The organism is Streptomyces sp. NBC_00576 (assembly GCF_036345175.1).
Lineage (GTDB): Bacteria > Actinomycetota > Actinomycetes > Streptomycetales > Streptomycetaceae > Streptomyces.
This window is the reverse complement of sequence record NZ_CP107780.1, coordinates 6,986,813-7,001,352: the sequence shown is the minus strand read 5'-3', so window position 1 is coordinate 7,001,352 and position 14,540 is coordinate 6,986,813. Positions and strand designations below refer to the sequence as shown.

General features: G+C 67.4%; 18 protein-coding genes and 1 tRNA gene. 9 read left to right on the top strand and 10 right to left on the bottom strand.

Going from position 1 to position 14,540, the window contains the following annotated elements:
• Nucleotides 1-11 precede the first annotated feature (11 nt).
• The gene (locus OG734_RS30600; RefSeq protein ID WP_330290663.1) at nucleotides 12-344 is read right to left on the bottom strand and encodes a DUF3618 domain-containing protein; all 333 of its coding nucleotides are present in this window, start codon (nucleotides 342-344) and stop codon (nucleotides 12-14) included.
• A 141-nt stretch (nucleotides 345-485) separates the two neighbouring features.
• Between OG734_RS30600 and bcp the strand changes: the two genes are divergently transcribed.
• The 4 genes from bcp to OG734_RS30580 all read left to right on the top strand — a co-directional run bounded on the left by bcp (nucleotide 486) and on the right by OG734_RS30580 (nucleotide 2,540).
• On the top strand, nucleotides 486-953 hold the full coding sequence (gene bcp / locus OG734_RS30595; RefSeq protein WP_330290662.1) for a thioredoxin-dependent thiol peroxidase: 468 nt from the start codon (nucleotides 486-488) through the stop codon (nucleotides 951-953).
• Nucleotides 954-1,098: 145 nt separating this feature from the next.
• Nucleotides 1,099-1,749, top strand: coding sequence for an HNH endonuclease signature motif containing protein (locus OG734_RS30590; protein WP_330290661.1), 651 nt, complete (start codon nucleotides 1,099-1,101; stop codon nucleotides 1,747-1,749).
• Complete coding sequence (locus tag OG734_RS30585; protein ID WP_330290660.1) at nucleotides 1,746-2,405, top strand: HNH endonuclease; 660 nt, start codon at nucleotides 1,746-1,748, stop codon at nucleotides 2,403-2,405. Before OG734_RS30590 ends, OG734_RS30585 begins: the two co-directional genes overlap by 4 nt.
• Before the next feature lie 51 nt (nucleotides 2,406-2,456).
• A tRNA-Leu gene (locus tag OG734_RS30580) sits at nucleotides 2,457-2,540 on the top strand.
• 56 nt (nucleotides 2,541-2,596) lie between these two features.
• Here OG734_RS30580 and rdgB read toward each other — a convergent pair.
• From rdgB to OG734_RS30560, 4 genes are all read right to left on the bottom strand, one after another.
• Nucleotides 2,597-3,199, bottom strand: a complete 603-nt coding sequence (rdgB, locus tag OG734_RS30575) for an RdgB/HAM1 family non-canonical purine NTP pyrophosphatase (RefSeq protein ID WP_330290659.1) — start codon at nucleotides 3,197-3,199, stop codon at nucleotides 2,597-2,599.
• A 60-nt stretch (nucleotides 3,200-3,259) separates the two neighbouring features.
• On the bottom strand, nucleotides 3,260-3,688 hold the full coding sequence (locus OG734_RS30570; protein ID WP_330290658.1) for a hypothetical protein: 429 nt from the start codon (nucleotides 3,686-3,688) through the stop codon (nucleotides 3,260-3,262).
• Between the two features lie 144 nt (nucleotides 3,689-3,832).
• Nucleotides 3,833-4,570, bottom strand: coding sequence for a ribonuclease PH (gene rph / locus OG734_RS30565; protein ID WP_330290657.1), 738 nt, complete (start codon nucleotides 4,568-4,570; stop codon nucleotides 3,833-3,835).
• 151 nt (nucleotides 4,571-4,721) lie between these two features.
• Nucleotides 4,722-4,955, bottom strand: a complete 234-nt coding sequence (locus OG734_RS30560; protein WP_330290656.1) for a PTS glucose/sucrose transporter subunit IIB — start codon at nucleotides 4,953-4,955, stop codon at nucleotides 4,722-4,724.
• A gap of 809 nt (nucleotides 4,956-5,764) precedes the next feature.
• Between OG734_RS30560 and OG734_RS30555 the strand changes: the two genes are divergently transcribed.
• From OG734_RS30555 to OG734_RS30540, 4 genes are all read left to right on the top strand, one after another.
• Entirely contained in the window at nucleotides 5,765-7,030 is a 1,266-nt protein-coding gene (locus OG734_RS30555) for a PTS transporter subunit EIIC (RefSeq protein ID WP_330290655.1), read from the top strand.
• Between the two features lie 214 nt (nucleotides 7,031-7,244).
• The gene (locus OG734_RS30550; protein WP_330290654.1) at nucleotides 7,245-7,436 is read left to right on the top strand and encodes a hypothetical protein; all 192 of its coding nucleotides are present in this window, start codon (nucleotides 7,245-7,247) and stop codon (nucleotides 7,434-7,436) included.
• Nucleotides 7,437-7,516: 80 nt separating this feature from the next.
• Complete coding sequence (locus tag OG734_RS30545) at nucleotides 7,517-9,625, top strand: peptidase domain-containing ABC transporter (protein ID WP_330290653.1); 2,109 nt, start codon at nucleotides 7,517-7,519, stop codon at nucleotides 9,623-9,625.
• Nucleotides 9,626-9,701: 76 nt separating this feature from the next.
• Nucleotides 9,702-11,021, top strand: a complete 1,320-nt coding sequence (locus OG734_RS30540) for a glycosyltransferase (RefSeq protein WP_330290652.1) — start codon at nucleotides 9,702-9,704, stop codon at nucleotides 11,019-11,021.
• A 50-nt stretch (nucleotides 11,022-11,071) separates the two neighbouring features.
• On the opposite strand, the gene OG734_RS30535 is transcribed toward OG734_RS30540, so the two are convergent.
• Nucleotides 11,072-11,824 (bottom strand): MBL fold metallo-hydrolase, encoded by a 753-nt coding sequence (locus tag OG734_RS30535; RefSeq protein WP_330290651.1) that lies wholly within the window; start codon nucleotides 11,822-11,824, stop codon nucleotides 11,072-11,074.
• Nucleotides 11,825-12,030: 206 nt separating this feature from the next.
• Between OG734_RS30535 and OG734_RS30530 the strand changes: the two genes are divergently transcribed.
• Entirely contained in the window at nucleotides 12,031-12,498 is a 468-nt protein-coding gene (locus tag OG734_RS30530; protein WP_330290650.1) for a type II toxin-antitoxin system PemK/MazF family toxin, read from the top strand.
• Nucleotides 12,499-12,526: 28 nt separating this feature from the next.
• On the opposite strand, the gene OG734_RS30525 is transcribed toward OG734_RS30530, so the two are convergent.
• From OG734_RS30525 to OG734_RS30510, 4 genes are all read right to left on the bottom strand, one after another.
• Nucleotides 12,527-13,477, bottom strand: coding sequence for a PLP-dependent cysteine synthase family protein (locus OG734_RS30525; RefSeq protein WP_330290649.1), 951 nt, complete (start codon nucleotides 13,475-13,477; stop codon nucleotides 12,527-12,529).
• Nucleotides 13,478-13,493: 16 nt separating this feature from the next.
• Complete coding sequence (locus OG734_RS30520) at nucleotides 13,494-13,772, bottom strand: MoaD/ThiS family protein (RefSeq protein WP_329276303.1); 279 nt, start codon at nucleotides 13,770-13,772, stop codon at nucleotides 13,494-13,496.
• 122 nt (nucleotides 13,773-13,894) lie between these two features.
• Nucleotides 13,895-13,993, bottom strand: a complete 99-nt coding sequence (locus OG734_RS30515; RefSeq protein ID WP_330290648.1) for a putative leader peptide — start codon at nucleotides 13,991-13,993, stop codon at nucleotides 13,895-13,897.
• A 79-nt stretch (nucleotides 13,994-14,072) separates the two neighbouring features.
• Nucleotides 14,073-14,495 carry a M67 family metallopeptidase gene (locus OG734_RS30510; protein ID WP_330290647.1) on the bottom strand — a complete coding sequence of 141 codons (423 nt, stop codon included), beginning with the start codon at nucleotides 14,493-14,495 and terminating at the stop codon, nucleotides 14,073-14,075.
• Between the last annotated feature and the right edge of the window lie 45 nt (nucleotides 14,496-14,540).

The window sequence follows — 14,540 nt, the reverse complement described above, 5'->3', positions numbered from 1 at the left end:
TACCCGCCTCTTCAGCCCTTGCGCCGCCGGGTGCCCAGAGCGAGCACCCCGACCAGCCCCACGACCACCAGGGCCAGGGGCACGATCCGCTCGATCCGGGGCGCCCCGTCCTCGTCGACGAACTGCCCCTTGACGTCGCCGACAACACGGTTGACGCCGACGTAGGCACGCCCAAGGGTGTGATCGATATGGGAGACGACCTTCGCCTTGGCATCGCCGACGATCGTCTTCGGGTGCACCCGCACCCCGATCTCGTCGAGCGTCTCGGCCAGCGTCTCGCGACGACGCTTGATGTCCGCCTCGATCTGCGCCGGGGTTCTGCTGCTGTCCGAGGTGTCCGCCACCGTACGCCCTCCGAAGTCCGCTGGATGCATTGCTCCGGACAGTCTGTCAGTTCCGCCTCCGGCCGCACTGTCAGCACCCCCGGTTAGGCTCGGACCGGCACCTTTCAAGGACGCACGAGGACGTACGAGGAGATCAGACGGATGAGCGAGCGACTCCAGCCCGGTGATGTTGCCCCCGCCTTCACCCTGCCCGACGCCGACGGCAACGAGGTGTCGCTGGCCGACCACAAGGGCCGCAAGGTCATCGTCTACTTCTACCCGGCCGCCCTGACCCCCGGCTGCACCAAGCAGGCCTGCGACTTCACGGACAACCTCGACGTCCTGGCCGGCGCGGGCTACGACGTGATCGGCATCTCCCCCGACAAGCCGGAGAAGCTCGCGAAGTTCCGCGAGAAGGAGAACCTGAAGGTCACCCTGCTCGGCGACACGGACAAGACGGTCCTGCAGGCATACGGCGCCTTCGGCGAAAAGATGAACTACGGCAAGACGTACGTCGGCGTCATCCGCTCCACGGTCATCGTGGACGAGGAGGGCAAGGTCGAACGATCCCTGTACAACGTGCGGGCGACGGGCCACGTAGCGAAGATCATCAAGGACCTGGGCGTCTGAGGCCCCGTTCCCGCCGCCCGAGCGGCCCGCGCCGGTTCAGGTCCGGCACGGGCCGCTTTTTGCATTTCGGGCGTGACTGTCCGATAAACGGTTCGTTACTCCGTGCGAGGCCACGAACGGGTGGTCGGGAAACGGAGGGGATTCGATGGGGGCAAGTGCGTACAGCAAAGAGCGGCTGGAGGAGGCGGCTCGGGGGGCGCGGACGTTGTCGGAAGCATGCGGGAGATTGGGGGTGGATCCGAAGGGTCAGAAGCGGCGCTACATCTCCCAGCGGATGAAGAAACTGGGGGTGGATGTCCTGCACTTCGAGCGCGAGGGGGCCAAGTGGACGAGGGAGATCCTTGAGCCGGTGGTCGCGGCGTCATCGAGCGTCAACGAGGTTCTACGGCGACTCGGGCTCGAGGTGGTCGGCGGACACCACACGAACATCTCCCGTCGCATCAAGGCTTACGGCATCGACACCTCGCACTTCACGCCGGTGGTCCGCACGGAGCGGCAGCGGTACAACCAGCGCCGTCGGACTGCCGAGGAGATCCTGGCCGGGGACACGTCGGCACATGCCAAGCGGGTCCCGAGCAGTCGCCTGAAGCGGGCGATGGGCGAGCTGGGCGTGGAGGAGCGCTGCGCCCTGTGCGGGATCGAAGGGGTTTGGCTCGGGGAGCCGCTCCCCCTCGAGGTCGACCACATCGACGGCAGCTGGCGGAACAACCGCATTGAGAACCTGAGACTCCTTTGCCCCAACTGCCACTCGACAACGGACAGTTACCGCGGACGCGGCAAGGGGCGCGCCTCATGAACAGGGGCGTGCAGTACACCCGTGAGCGCTTGACCGAGGCAGCAACTCGGTGTTCCGACCTCGACGAGGTCATTGCCTTCTTCGGCACCCAGCCATACGGCTACCTCCGCATGTACCTCACCAAGCGATTCGCCCACTTCGCCATCGATATCTCACACTTCGCCCCATGCGGCCGGTCCGCCCGGCCCATCAGCGACGAGTTACGGGCGGCCGTCGCCGAGTCCACCTCCTTGGCGGAGGTGCTACGCCGCCTCGACCGCACGGACAACGCCACCCAGCGGACAAAGCTGCGTAAGTGGATCGCCGACGATCAGTTGACGACGGCACATTTCCTGGGACAGGCACACCAGCGGGGAAGGCCGTCCCCGAACTCCAAACGGCCTGAGGATGTCCTGGTGCAGCACGAGGGCAAGCAGCGGACGACGACAAAGCGCCTGCGCCGAGCGCTCAACGAGGTCGGCGTAGCCGAAGAATGCGCCAGGTGCGGCACTGGCCCGGAGTGGCTCGGCAAACCCATGACCCTGGAGATCGATCACATCAACGGGGACTGGAGCGACGACCGGCGCGAGAACCTGCGGCTGCTCTGTCCAAACTGCCACGCGATCACTAGCACCTGGTGCAGGGGCGGCAGGAGGCAGCAGACAACATCTCGATAAGAAACCCGCGCTCAACTCCAGCCGCTTGCCCGGTACGATGGCAGGCGGCTAGCGGCGGTGGCGCAGTGGCGACGCAGCAGACTTAGGATCTGTGGCCCTTGATCGGGCTTGAGGGTTCGAATCCCTTCCGCCGCACATAAACGGCCTGCGAATCGGAGGATTGATTCGCAGGCCGTTCCTCTTCTCGGACCTCAGCCCAACAACTCCCGAACCACCGGCACCAACCCCCGAAACGCCTGCCCCCGATGGCTGATCGCGTTCTTCTCCGCGGCGCTCAGCTGTGCGCACGTTCGCGTCTCCCCCTCCGGCTGGAGGATCGGGTCGTAGCCGAAGCCGCCCGAGCCCACCGGGGCGTGGCGGAGTACGCCTCTCAGCCGGCCCTCGACCACCCGTTCCGTGCCGTCCGGGAGGGCGAGCGCTGCCGCGCAGGCGAAGTGGGCGCCCCGGTGTTCGTCCGCGATGTCCGACAGCTGGGCCAGGAGTAGCTCCAGGTTGGCCTGGTCGTCGCCGTGCCGGCCCGACCACCTCGCCGAGAAGATGCCCGGCGCCCCGTTGAGCACGTCCACGCACAGGCCCGAGTCGTCGGCCACCGCCGGGAGGCCTGTTGCCTGGGCGAGGGCGTGGGCTTTGAGGAGGGCGTTTTCCGCGAAGGTGACGCCTGTTTCCTTGACGTCGGGGATGTCGGGGTAGGCGTCCGCGCCGACCAGGTCCATGGGGAGGGCCGCGTCGGCGAGGATCTGCCTCAGCTCGGTGATCTTTCCGGCGTTACGGGTGGCGAGGATCAGGCGTGTCATGGCGTCCAGTATCGCGGGCTCACCCGGGACCGTTCACGCCGATTCCGACGGTTACGAAGGTTACGACGTGCAGACGTTCGTCAGTTCGCCCGCCGCGTCCGTGACGCCGCTGATGTCGGGTGTCTGGTCGCCGTTCTTGATGGCCGAACGGACGTTGTCCACGGCCTTGTTGAGGTCGTCGACCGCCTTGTTGACGTCGGTGTTGTCGGTCTTGTCGCCGAGGTCGTTGAGGTTCTTGTCGATCGAGGCGAGGGCTTCGTCGGCCTGGGTCGGGTCGTTCGCCGCGTTCTGGACGGCGTTCTGGAGGTTGGAGACGCTGGTGGCGATGGCGTCGGCGGTCTGGACGCAGTCCAGGGCCTTGTTGACGGCGTCGCATCCGGTGGTGAGCCCGGCGGTCAGCGCGACGGCCGCCACGGTGGCGGCGACGGCGGTGGCGCGGCGCCCCTGTCCGAGTCGTCGTGCGTTTCGGAGTCGGCGGCTGACGGGCATGGTTCGGGTTCCCTACGTTTGACGGTGGCGGATCGGGCGTACGGCAGCGCACATCGCCGTACGCCCGTGTTTGTGCGTATCCCTGGAGACGCCGTAGAGCGGCGGTGCGGTTGCCCGCGACCGCCACCTTATTTGGTGTGCCCTTTACCTTTCCAGGGTCGCGGCCAGTGCCTTGTGCTGGAGTGCCGCCAGGTCGGTGCAGCCGGCGACCGCGAGGTCGAGGAGGGCGTTCAGCTCGTCGCGGGCGAAGGGCTCCGCCTCTGCTGTGCCCTGGACCTCGACGAAGCGGCCGTCGCCGGTGCAGACGACGTTCATGTCCGTCTCCGCGCGTACGTCCTCTTCGTAGCAGAGGTCGAGGAGCGGTACTCCGCCGACGATGCCGACGGACACCGCGCTCACCGTGCCGGTGAGGGGCTGGCGGCCGGCCCGGATCAGTTTCTTGCCCTGTGCCCAGGTGATCGCGTCGGCGAGGGCGACGTATGCGCCGGTGATGGCGGCTGTGCGGGTGCCGCCGTCGGCCTGGAGGACGTCGCAGTCGAGGACGATGGTGTTCTCGCCGAGTGCCTTGTAGTCGATGACCGCGCGCAGGGAGCGGCCGATGAGGCGGCTGATCTCGTGTGTGCGGCCGCCGATCTTGCCGCGGACGGATTCGCGGTCGCCGCGGGTGTTGGTGGCGCGCGGGAGCATCGAGTATTCGGCGGTGACCCAGCCCTCGCCGCTGCCCTTGCGCCAGCGGGGGACGCCCTCCGTGACGGAGGCGGTGCAGAAGACTTTCGTGTCGCCGAAGGAGACGAGGACGGAGCCCTCGGCGTGCTTGCTCCATCCGCGTTCGATGGTGACGGGGCGGAGCTGTTCGGGGGTGCGGCCGTCGATACGTGACATGGCTACGAGCCTAGCCGTAACGGCGGAAGGGGCCCTTCCTGTGGTGGGAAAGGGCCCCTCGGGGGTGAACGTCCGTGCTGGGTACGGGGGTTCGAGTCCCGGTTCGGATCCGGTTCGGATCCTGGCTCCGGTTCCGGTTCGGATCCGGGGTTTACATCATGTCCTCGATGTCCGCCGCGATCGGGTCGGCGTCCGTGCCGATGACGACCTGGATGGCGGTGCCCATCTTGACGACGCCGTGGGCGCCGGCGGCCTTGAGGGCGGTGTCGTCGACCAGCGCAGGGTTGATGACCTCGCAGCGCAGGCGGGTGATGCAGCCTTCGACTTCTTCGATGTTGTCGAGGCCGCCGAGCCCGGCGACGATCTTCTCTGCCTTGGTGGACATGTCCTACTCCCTGGTCCGAGCCACTTTGTCGCAGTAACCCACAGTTGGCCGATCTTCGCGAGCGATCACGGCAGCGCAACCGTTCGCCGACTGGTCTACACCAGTTTTCAACGACCGCCAAACCGGATCCCATTGCGGGGACGCGGGAGGGAGCTCAGGGCCGGTGAAGGAGCGCAGGAGGACGCAGGCGGAACCCCCTGAGTACCCCGAGCGCCGCCACATCGAAGCGCACCCTCTGGAGCGACTCCCCACAGAGGGTGCGCACGATGGGTCGCGGTCTCCAGTTCGAACGTCTCCATGGTGATGGCGGGTGCGGGCAGCGCGCAGGCCGACGGCCCGCTGGGGCCGCCTCCGCCGCTCTACATCAGTGTGACCATCGGCATGGCGAAGAAGGACGTCGCAGGCGGCGCTGTCACGGCGCCGGGCCGCTCGACCGACTCGACTTCCCCTAACCGTCGGGCGCGGCCGGGAGGACTTCAGCGACCGACCGGTGAACCTTGACGCATGGGATGCGGGGGCCGTCCGATCGTGAACTGCACGTTGCCCGCGATCGGGCCGCATCAGTTCCTGAACGGCTTCGCATGTGATCTGCGGGTCGGGCGGGGACTGGTCGCGCAGTCCCCCGCACCCCTTCGTGGACGACGCCCCGGACCGCGCGTAGAACAGCGGGTTCCTTATCCTGGCTTCACCGTGCTACAACAGGTCTACACCACTAAGTGGTGTAGACCACGCGGCCGATTGCCGCTTTCCCCGAGACGCCGCCCCTTCCCCTGTCTCCCCAGGCGGCGCCTTGCCCACTGGAGGAAGTTGTGTCCACGGCCAGCGCCGCTCCCGCGGCTGCGAAGAAGAGGGGATCCGGCGCGATGGCTGTCCTGCAGCGCATCGGTCGCAGTCTCATGCTCCCAGTCGCCGTTCTGCCCGCGGCCGCGCTCCTGGTGCGCCTCGGCAACACCGACATGCTCGGCCGGGAGTCGTTCCCCGCGTTCATCACCAAGATCGCCAGCTTCATGGCGGCGGGCGGCAATGCGATTCTCGACAACATGGCGCTGCTTTTCGCCGTGGGTATCGCGATCGGCTTCGCGAAGAAGTCCGACGGTTCCACAGCCCTCGCGGCGGTTGTGGGCTACCTGGTCTTCAAGAACGTGCTGGCCACGTTCACCGACAAGAACCTGCCGCAGGTCGCGAAGGCCGTCGATGGCAAGGTCGTCATGGTCGACGCGCCGGTGGACGCGAAGGTCCTCGGCGGCGTGGTCATGGGCATCGTGGTCGCCCTGCTCTACCAGCGCTTCCACCGCACCAGGCTGCCCGACTGGGCGGGCTTCTTCGGCGGCCGCCGTCTGGTGCCGATCCTCGCCGCCTTCGCGGGTCTGCTGATCGGCATCGTCTTCGGCTACATCTGGCCGGTCCTTGGCACGGGCCTGCACAATTTCGGGGAGTGGCTGGTCGGTTCGGGCGCCGTCGGCGCGGGCATTTTCGGTGTCGCCAACCGTGCGCTGATCCCGATCGGCATGCACCACCTGCTGAACTCCTTCCCGTGGCTGCAGGCCGGTGACTACCACGGCAAGAGCGGTGACATCTCGCGCTTCCTGGCCGGCGACCCCACCGCCGGGCAGTTCATGACCGGCTTCTTCCCGATCATGATGTTCGCGCTGCCCGCGGCCTGTCTCGCGATGGTCCATTGCGCCCGCCCCGAGCGCCGCAAGGTCGTCGGCGGCATGATGTTCTCCCTCGCGCTGACCTCGTTCGTCACGGGTGTGACCGAGCCCATCGAGTTCACCTTCATGTTCATCGCGCCGGTCCTGTACGCGATCCACGCGGTTCTCACCGGTTTCTCCATGGCGCTGACCTGGTCGCTCGGCATGAAGGACGGCTTCGGCTTCTCGGCCGGTGCGGTTGACTTCGGCCTGAACCTCGGTATCGCGACCAACCCGTGGGGGCTCGTACTCGTGGGCCTGTGTTTCGCGGTGGTCTACTACGCGGTCTTCCGCTTCGCGATCATCAGGTTCAACCTCCCGACTCCGGGCCGCGAGTCGGACGAGGAACTCGCCGAGCTGCAGAAGGCGGAGGCCAAGTAGCCCAAGGCGCCTCCCCGACCCGCCGAATTCCCCGGCCCGTGAACGGGCTGGGGAATTCGGCATGCCCGGAAAAAAGAACCGAATAAAGGTAAGAGTCCCTTAAGAGCTCTCCTAGAACCGGGCCGGGCGGGCAGCCAAAGCTTGATCAGTAAATACGCCCCGCGTAGGTTCGGGTCAGGCCGAAGCGGCCAAGACCACCAACCAGGGGAATTCGATGAGTCTTCAAGCTCTTCGTGACATGCAGTTCACCGCCCTCACCGACGAAGAGGCGGCCACCTCTTCGGGCGAGGGAAAGCCCAGCCGCGCCCGGTGCGAGTGGATATTCGCGCAGATCGGGAATCCGCTCTCCTGTAGCTACGGGGACTATTACCAGCTCTGGAAGTCACTCGGCTGCGACAAGCTGTAGTCCGGATCGGCGCTCGCCCGGCTGAGGGCGGGCGCCGCCCTTTCCCCGGCCGCGTTCCAGGCCCGACCAGGAGAACTTCGTTGAACTGGCAGAGGTACCACACGCATCAGACGGGCGACACCGACTGCGGCCCTGCCTGTGTCCACGCCGTACTGATGCGGCACGGCGTGCCTGTCGACACCGCGATACTGCGGGAGTCCGTCGGTCTCGGCGAGTTCGGTTCGAACCTTCTGCGGCTGCGCGAGGTCCTGGACGGATACGGCGTCGACAGCGAACTCCTGCGCCTCGACACCGGCCAACTGGCCCAAGCCGTACGGCTGGCGGGGCCGGCGGTCATCCTGCTGGACGAAGAGGGCTACCGGCACTTCGTCGTCGTGCACGAGGTCACCGACCGGGGTGACTTCATCATCGGCGACCCCCTCCTGCACCGGCCGATGCGGGTGGGACCCGAGATTCTCGCCGAGGTGTTCCACGGCGAGGCCCTGGTCACCGACCGCACCCCAGCACGACCGATCCTCGCCCCGCGACTGCGCCGGACACACTCGCAGCACCTGCTCCGGCAGGCGGTCCGCGACCACCGGGGGCGGCTGGCCGTGGTACTGAGCACGACGGTGGTCATCTCCCTCGTGGCCCTGCTGAACAGTCTGTTCGTGCAGATGGCAGTGGACCGCGTGATGCGGGAGGGGTCGCGGGAGCAACTCGCCACCATGTCGGGCATGTTCATCGCGGTGGCGCTGGTGGCCGCAGGCGTGCAGTACCTGCGTGGCCGGGTCATCGTCACGCTGAGCCAGTCACTGCAGCGCGGGCTCTCCGAACGGTATCTGGCCAAGCTTCTGCGCCTTCCCGCCCAGTACTTCAAGAACCGACGAACCGGCGATCTGGTCAGCAGGATCGACGACGTCCAGGAAATCCAGGGGCTCATCACGGCGGCCGCGGTGAGAGCTGCGGTCGACATGTGTGTGGTCCTTTCGGTCGGCACGTATCTTCTCGTGGCGAGCCCGATGCTCTTCCTGTTCCTCATACCCCCCGCGACAATAAACCTGCTCAGCTCGCTACTCCTCTTCCCGCACATCAGAAATGCGGCTGAAGAGGCGCTTCAGCGTGACGCCACCCTAAAATCCGAAACACTCAACGTACTGCACGGCCACACCGAGCTGGTCGGCTACGGAAAGACCGAGTTCGCCTTCAACAGAATGACACGTTCGCTGAACCGGAGAATTGATTCGGAGACCCGGCTCGGCCGCCTCGAGAACTTCAATTCCGTGATCAAGACAGGCAACCAGACCGTGTTTACTGTCGTGATCGCGTGGGCCGGTCTGACACAGATGCTCGGGGGATCGCTCACCGTCGGCGAGGTCTTCGGTTTCCTAACCATGTCGGGCTACTTTCTCGGCTCCATGGACTCCGTCGCCTCTCTGCAGGTCACCGCCCAGCGCACCTCGGCGGCCCTGGGCCGGTACAGGGACGTGGTCCTCCAGCGGGACGACGCCCGCCACGGCCTCCCCGACGCGGAGGCCGAGACACCGCTCGAACCGGCCGACATCTCTGTCAAAGCGCTGGGCTTCTCCTACGCGGGCTCCGGCCATGAAGTCCTCGTCGGCGTCGATCTCGACATTCCCCACGGCACGAGCGTGCTACTGCGCGGCGCGAACGGTTCGGGCAAGAGCACGTTGCTCGCCCTGCTGGCCGGCACCCACCCGGGATACCACGGAAGCATCACCCTCGGAGACGCCGAGATCAGCCGGATCCGCGACGCCGAGCTGCGCCGCCATGTTCTCTACGTCCCCGAGAATCCCGTACTGTTCACCGCTCCCCTCCGTGAGAACCTGACTCTCGGCGTCCCTCACCGCACGGACAACATCCTCGCCGCATGCCGCGTTGCCTGCTTCCTGGACGTACTGGAGAACCTCCCCGCAGGGCTCGACGAGCCACTGAGGGAGTCCGGCGCCGGCCTGTCCCGGGGGCAGATCCAACGGCTGTCCATCGCCCGCGCAGTGCTGCACGCACCCCAGGTCTTCCTCTTCGATGAGACGTTCAGCGGCATCGACCGCGACACGTTCGCCCGCATCTGGGGGCACCTACAAGCCGTCAAGGGAACCAAGATCATGGTTTCGCACGGACACGTCCAGGACGTCGAATTCGACCTGTGCCACTCTCTCGACGCGGCAGACCCCGCTCTGACCGGGTAGATCCGATCCCTTATTCACCCACTCCACCTCTCCACCCCCCGCCTTGCTCTGCTCTGCTCCGAAGGAACCGTCCGTAATGAAGTTCGCGGATCTGCTGGATCTCGTCCGTACGCCCGGCGGCATCCCGTCGTCCCGTCTCAGGGCAGATCTGGCTCTGGTCGGCCCTGTGTCCCCCGATCTGGCGGGAGCAGCCCTTCCGTCGTCCGACCCGGCCGTACTGGCGGCCGACTACGAGCGTCACCGCCCGGCAGCGGTCACCGCCGTCGTACTCACCCGGGACGAGGAGGACACCATCGCGGGCTGCCTCACCGCGCTCGCCCAGGACGTCGACGACTGCCTGCTGATCGACTCCGGCTCCACCGACGCCACTGTCGAGCGGGCCCGCGCGGCTCGCGGCGACGTACGGATCCTGGCGGCGCCGTGGGTCGACGACTTCGCACACCACCGCAATCTCGCCCTGGAGCACATCACCGAGGGCTGGATCGTCCACGTGGACGCCGACGAGGTGCTGCGGCCGGAGCATGCGGGAAGGATCAGACGCTCCCTTGGTCTCTTTGACTTCCTGCTGCCGACAGCGGATTTCGTGGTGTCCCCGGCCATCGTCGACATCGAAGGACCTGTCTACACCAACACACAGCGCATCCTCCGGGCTGGCGGCCCCTTCCGCTTCCGGGGTCGCGTTCACGAGCATCCCTACGACGGCGCGGGCAACGCTCCGGTCCGCGTCCGGATCGACGCCCGGTTCGACCACTCGGGATACCTCCCTGAGGTGATCGAGAAGAAGGGGAAGCGGGACCTGTACGGCCGGTTGAGCCGGCGATGCCACGTTGAGGAGCCGGACAACCCGAAGTGGGTCTACTACGCCGTGCGCGACACCCTGGACTACCGCACGGCGTCCCGGGAAGAGCTGATGACGTCCTTCGCACTCGTGGAGGCGACCGTCGCCGATACCCCGGCCGGGGCACCCGACTACCGGACGGAGCGCGTCGTCGACGCGTGGATCCTGCTGTGCGAACTGGCTGTCCGCTTCGGCGGAACGGACCAGATCGTCACGTACGCGGCCCGACTCGCCGAGGTGGGACGGACGGTGGAGGCAACGTACTACCGCACCGTCATGGAGTCGAGTCGGCTCATCGGCCGTCTGTCCACGCTCGTCGACGGGATCTCGTCCGTCGAGCCCGACGAGGAGCCGGGCAACCGCCATCTCATGGCGCGACTCTTCGAGTTGCAATCGACGCTCGCCCTCGCCAGCGGCAGGTACGAGGCCGTCGTCCCCGCCTACCGACAGGCCGTGGCCCGGGGTGCCGGGCTGAGCGTGAACGAGGACTTCGAGATGCTCGGGCGGGTACTGGCGGGCGTGTGGGACGACGCCCGAGCGGGGCAGGGGCCGCAATAGCACGACGGCTCCCGGAACCAGGGTTTCGGAAGCCGTCGCCGGGATGAGGTTCAGATCACGTACGACACCCGCGGCGCCGCCAGTTCCACCGGGCCCCTGAACACCTCGCGGGCGTCGGCCAGGTTCACCTGCGGGTCGGTCCACGGGGGGATGTGGGTGAGTACGAGCTTGCGCGCGCCCGCGCGTTTCGCCGTCTCGCCTGCCTCGCGGCCGTTGAGGTGCAGGTCCGGGATGTTCTCCTTGCCGTGCGTGAACGCGGCCTCGCAGAGGAACAGGTCGGTGTCGCGGGCGAGTTGGTCCAGCGCGTCGCTGGTGCCGGTGTCCCCGGAGTAGGTGAGTGACTTCCCGGCGTGCTCGATGCGGATGCCGTACGCCTCCACCGGGTGGCGCACCCGCTCGGTGTGGACGGTGAACGGGCCGATGTCGAAGGTGCTCGGCTTGACCGTGTGGAAGTCGAAGACCTCGCTCATGGAGGAGGCGGTGGGGGTGTCGGCGTAGGCGGTGGTGAGGCGCTGTTCGGTGCCCTCGGGGCCGTAGACCGGGATGGGGTCGCAGCGGCCGCCGTCGTGGCGGTAGTAGCGTGCGACGAAGTACGCGCACATGTCGATGCAGTGGTCGGCGTGCAGATGGCTGAGAAAGATCGCGTCGAGGTCGTAGAGACCGCAGTGGCGCTGCAACTCGCCAAGGGCACCGTTGCCCATGTCGAGTAGCAGCCGGAAGCCGTCGGCCTCTACGAGGTAGCTCGAACAGGCCGATTCCACGGACGGGAACGACCCCGAGCAGCCGACGACGGTGAGCTTCATAAAGCAGAAACCTCCGCGGGCGGGGAGCGTCAAAACTAACGTGACGGGGTTCTTGCGGTGCTGTCGAGCGTAAGGCGCAAAACCCCCCGTCGCTCCTCCGTCAAGGGCTGTTGTGGGCGAACTCACCTGTGCTGTCACCGGTTCGGCTGGACGGGATGCGCCGGTAGCGCGGGCGGCGTGGGGGGTGCGCCGGTACCGTCTTCCGTATGGACACGTCATGGTGGCTCGCCCTGGCGGCCGTCGTGCTGCTCGCGCTGGTCGCGGCGCTGGTGGACGGCTGGGGGCGGGGGCATCGGCCCCGGGGTCGTGGGGGCAGGCCGCCGGGGCGGGCCGAGGGGCCGAAAGGGCAGCGGGGGCGGGCGGTGCGGCCCCGGCCCGCGGAGATCTGGTGGGCGAATGTGCCCTTTGAGGACGGTCCCGGGGGCAAGGACCGGCCGTGTCTGGTGCTCTCGGTGCGCGGGCGGCGTGCGACGGTCGCGAAGATCACCAGCAGGTATCACGACGAGCGGCCCGGAGTGATCCCGCTGCCGCCGGGCGCGGTGGGCGATGCCCAGGGCCGGCCGAGTTTTCTGGAGACGGACGAGCTGCGCGACATGCACGTCGGGGAGTTCCGGCGGCGGGTGGGGGTGGTGGACCCGGCCCTTTGGGACCAGGTCCGACACCTCGCGTCGTGATCTTTCGGCCTGTTGGAAGCTTAGGCGCTCACGCCCAGAGCTGGCCCTGCAGTGTCTCGATGGCTTCCTCTGTCGTGGCCGCTGTGTAGACGCCTGTCGAGAGGTATTTCCAGCCACCGTCGGCGACGACGAAGACGATGTCCGCGCTCTCGCCCGCCTTGACGGCCTTGTTGCCGACGCCGATCGCGGCGTGCAGTGCGGCACCGGTGGAGACGCCCGCGAAGATGCCCTCCTGCTGGAGGAGTTCCCGGGTGCGGGTGACCGCGTCCGCCGAGCCGACGGAGAAGCGGGTGGTGAGGACGGAGGCGTCGTACAGCTCGGGTACGAAGCCCTCGTCGAGGTTGCGCAGGCCGTACACGAGGTCGTCGTAGCGCGGTTCGGCGGCGACGATCTTCACGTCCGGCTTGTGCTCGCGGAGGTAGCGGCCGACGCCCATCAGGGTCCCTGTGGTGCCGAGGCCGGCCACGAAGTGGGTGATGGAGGGGAGGTCGGTGAGGATCTCCGGGCCGGTGCCGGCGTAGTGGGCGCCCGCGTTGTCCGGGTTGCCGTACTGGTAGAGCATCACCCAGTCCGGGTGTTCGGCGGCGAGCTCCTTGGCGACCCGTACGGCCGTGTTGGAGCCGCCGGCGGCGGGGCTGGGGATGATTTCGGCGCCCCACATGGCGAGCAGCTCGCGTCGTTCCTGCGAGGTGTTCTCGGGCATCACGCAGACCATGCGGTAGCCCTTGAGCTTGGCGGCCATGGCGAGTGAGATGCCGGTGTTGCCGGAGGTCGGTTCGAGGATCGTGCAGCCGGGGGTGAGCCGGCCGTCCTTCTCGGCTTGTTCGACCATGTGCAGGGCGGGGCGGTCCTTGACCGAGCCGGTGGGGTTGCGGTCCTCCAGCTTCGCCCAGATCCGTACGTCGGTGGACGGCGACAGCCGCGGCAGGCGCACCAGGGGGGTGTTGCCTACCGCGGCCAGCGGCGAGTCGTAGCGCATGGGTGCCAGGGGCCTATCAGGCCATGCCGCCGGCGACGGCCGGCAGGATCGTCACGGTGTCGCCGTCGGCGAGCTTGGTGTTGATGCCGTCGAGGAAGCGGACGTCCTCGTCGTTGAGGTAGACGTTGACGAAGCGGCGCAGCTTGCCGTCGTCCACGATGCGGGCCTGGACGCCTGTGTGCCGGGTTTCGAGGTCGGCGAAGAGATCGGCGAGGGTCTCTCCGGCACCGGGGACGGCCTTCTCGCCGTCGGTGTAGGTGCGGAGGATGGTCGGGATGCGGACCTCGATGGCCATGGCTCGGGGCTCCTGTCGGGAGTGGTAGGTCGATGGGCGCGCGGCGGCGCGAAAAGCGGGTTGGTGCAGGTCATGCATGTGAGGCGCCGCGGCTCACGGCCGTACGGCAGCAGGGGGCAGCATCAACAGATGGCGCTTGCCAGCCTGCACAGGTCGACGTGCAGCCGCGCCACGAGCAGCAGGGTGCCCGGCGTCTTCTCGCTCACGTCGTAGGAAACCATGGGCTCATCGTATCGATTCCCGGTCCGAATCCCGGAAGCCTGTCCCGTATTCTGGACATTTTCGGGCCGCCAGGTGAGATCAGTACGTTTCTACGACGCTGACCTCCTCCTCCGTGACCTCGCCCTCGATGATCCGGAACGAGCGGAACTGGAAGTCGCCGAGGCCGTCTGTGTCGGCCGTGGACACGAGGACGTAGTGGGCGCCGGGCTCGTTGGCGTAGGAGATGTCGGTGCGGGAGGGGTGGGCCTCGGTGGCCGTGTGGGAGTGGTAGATGACCACGGGTTCCTCGTCGCGGTCGTCCATCTCGCGGTACAGCTTCAGCAGGTCGCCTGAGTCGAACTCGTAGAACGTGGGCGACATGGCCGCGTTCAGCATCGGGATGAAGCGCTCGGGGCGGTCCGTGCCTGCCGGTCCGGCGACGACGCCGCATGCCTCGTCGGGGTGGTCCTTGCGCGCGTGGGCGACGATCTGGTCGACGAGGGCCTGGGTGATGGTCAGCATGTTCGCCAGGATAAGCAGAGAGGCCGTCCCGTACCGAGGAGTGGT

Coding starts and splice junctions, on each gene's coding strand:
- OG734_RS30520 (WP_329276303.1), bottom strand. CDS start 13,772: ATGGCCATCGAGGTCCGCATCCCGACCATCCTCCGCACCTACACCGAC.
- rph (WP_330290657.1), bottom strand. CDS start 4,570: ATGTCACGTATCGACGGCCGCACCCCCGAACAGCTCCGCCCCGTCACC.
- OG734_RS30560 (WP_330290656.1), bottom strand. CDS start 4,955: ATGTCCACCAAGGCAGAGAAGATCGTCGCCGGGCTCGGCGGCCTCGAC.
- OG734_RS30590 (WP_330290661.1), top strand. CDS start 1,099: ATGGGGGCAAGTGCGTACAGCAAAGAGCGGCTGGAGGAGGCGGCTCGG.
- OG734_RS30570 (WP_330290658.1), bottom strand. CDS start 3,688: ATGCCCGTCAGCCGCCGACTCCGAAACGCACGACGACTCGGACAGGGG.
- bcp (WP_330290662.1), top strand. CDS start 486: ATGAGCGAGCGACTCCAGCCCGGTGATGTTGCCCCCGCCTTCACCCTG.
- OG734_RS30515 (WP_330290648.1), bottom strand. CDS start 13,993: ATGGTTTCCTACGACGTGAGCGAGAAGACGCCGGGCACCCTGCTGCTC.
- OG734_RS30540 (WP_330290652.1), top strand. CDS start 9,702: ATGAAGTTCGCGGATCTGCTGGATCTCGTCCGTACGCCCGGCGGCATC.
- OG734_RS30585 (WP_330290660.1), top strand. CDS start 1,746: ATGAACAGGGGCGTGCAGTACACCCGTGAGCGCTTGACCGAGGCAGCA.
- OG734_RS30525 (WP_330290649.1), bottom strand. CDS start 13,477: ATGCGCTACGACTCGCCGCTGGCCGCGGTAGGCAACACCCCCCTGGTG.
- rdgB (WP_330290659.1), bottom strand. CDS start 3,199: ATGACACGCCTGATCCTCGCCACCCGTAACGCCGGAAAGATCACCGAG.
- OG734_RS30550 (WP_330290654.1), top strand. CDS start 7,245: ATGAGTCTTCAAGCTCTTCGTGACATGCAGTTCACCGCCCTCACCGAC.
- OG734_RS30530 (WP_330290650.1), top strand. CDS start 12,031: ATGGACACGTCATGGTGGCTCGCCCTGGCGGCCGTCGTGCTGCTCGCG.
- OG734_RS30510 (WP_330290647.1), bottom strand. CDS start 14,495: ATGCTGACCATCACCCAGGCCCTCGTCGACCAGATCGTCGCCCACGCG.
- OG734_RS30535 (WP_330290651.1), bottom strand. CDS start 11,824: ATGAAGCTCACCGTCGTCGGCTGCTCGGGGTCGTTCCCGTCCGTGGAA.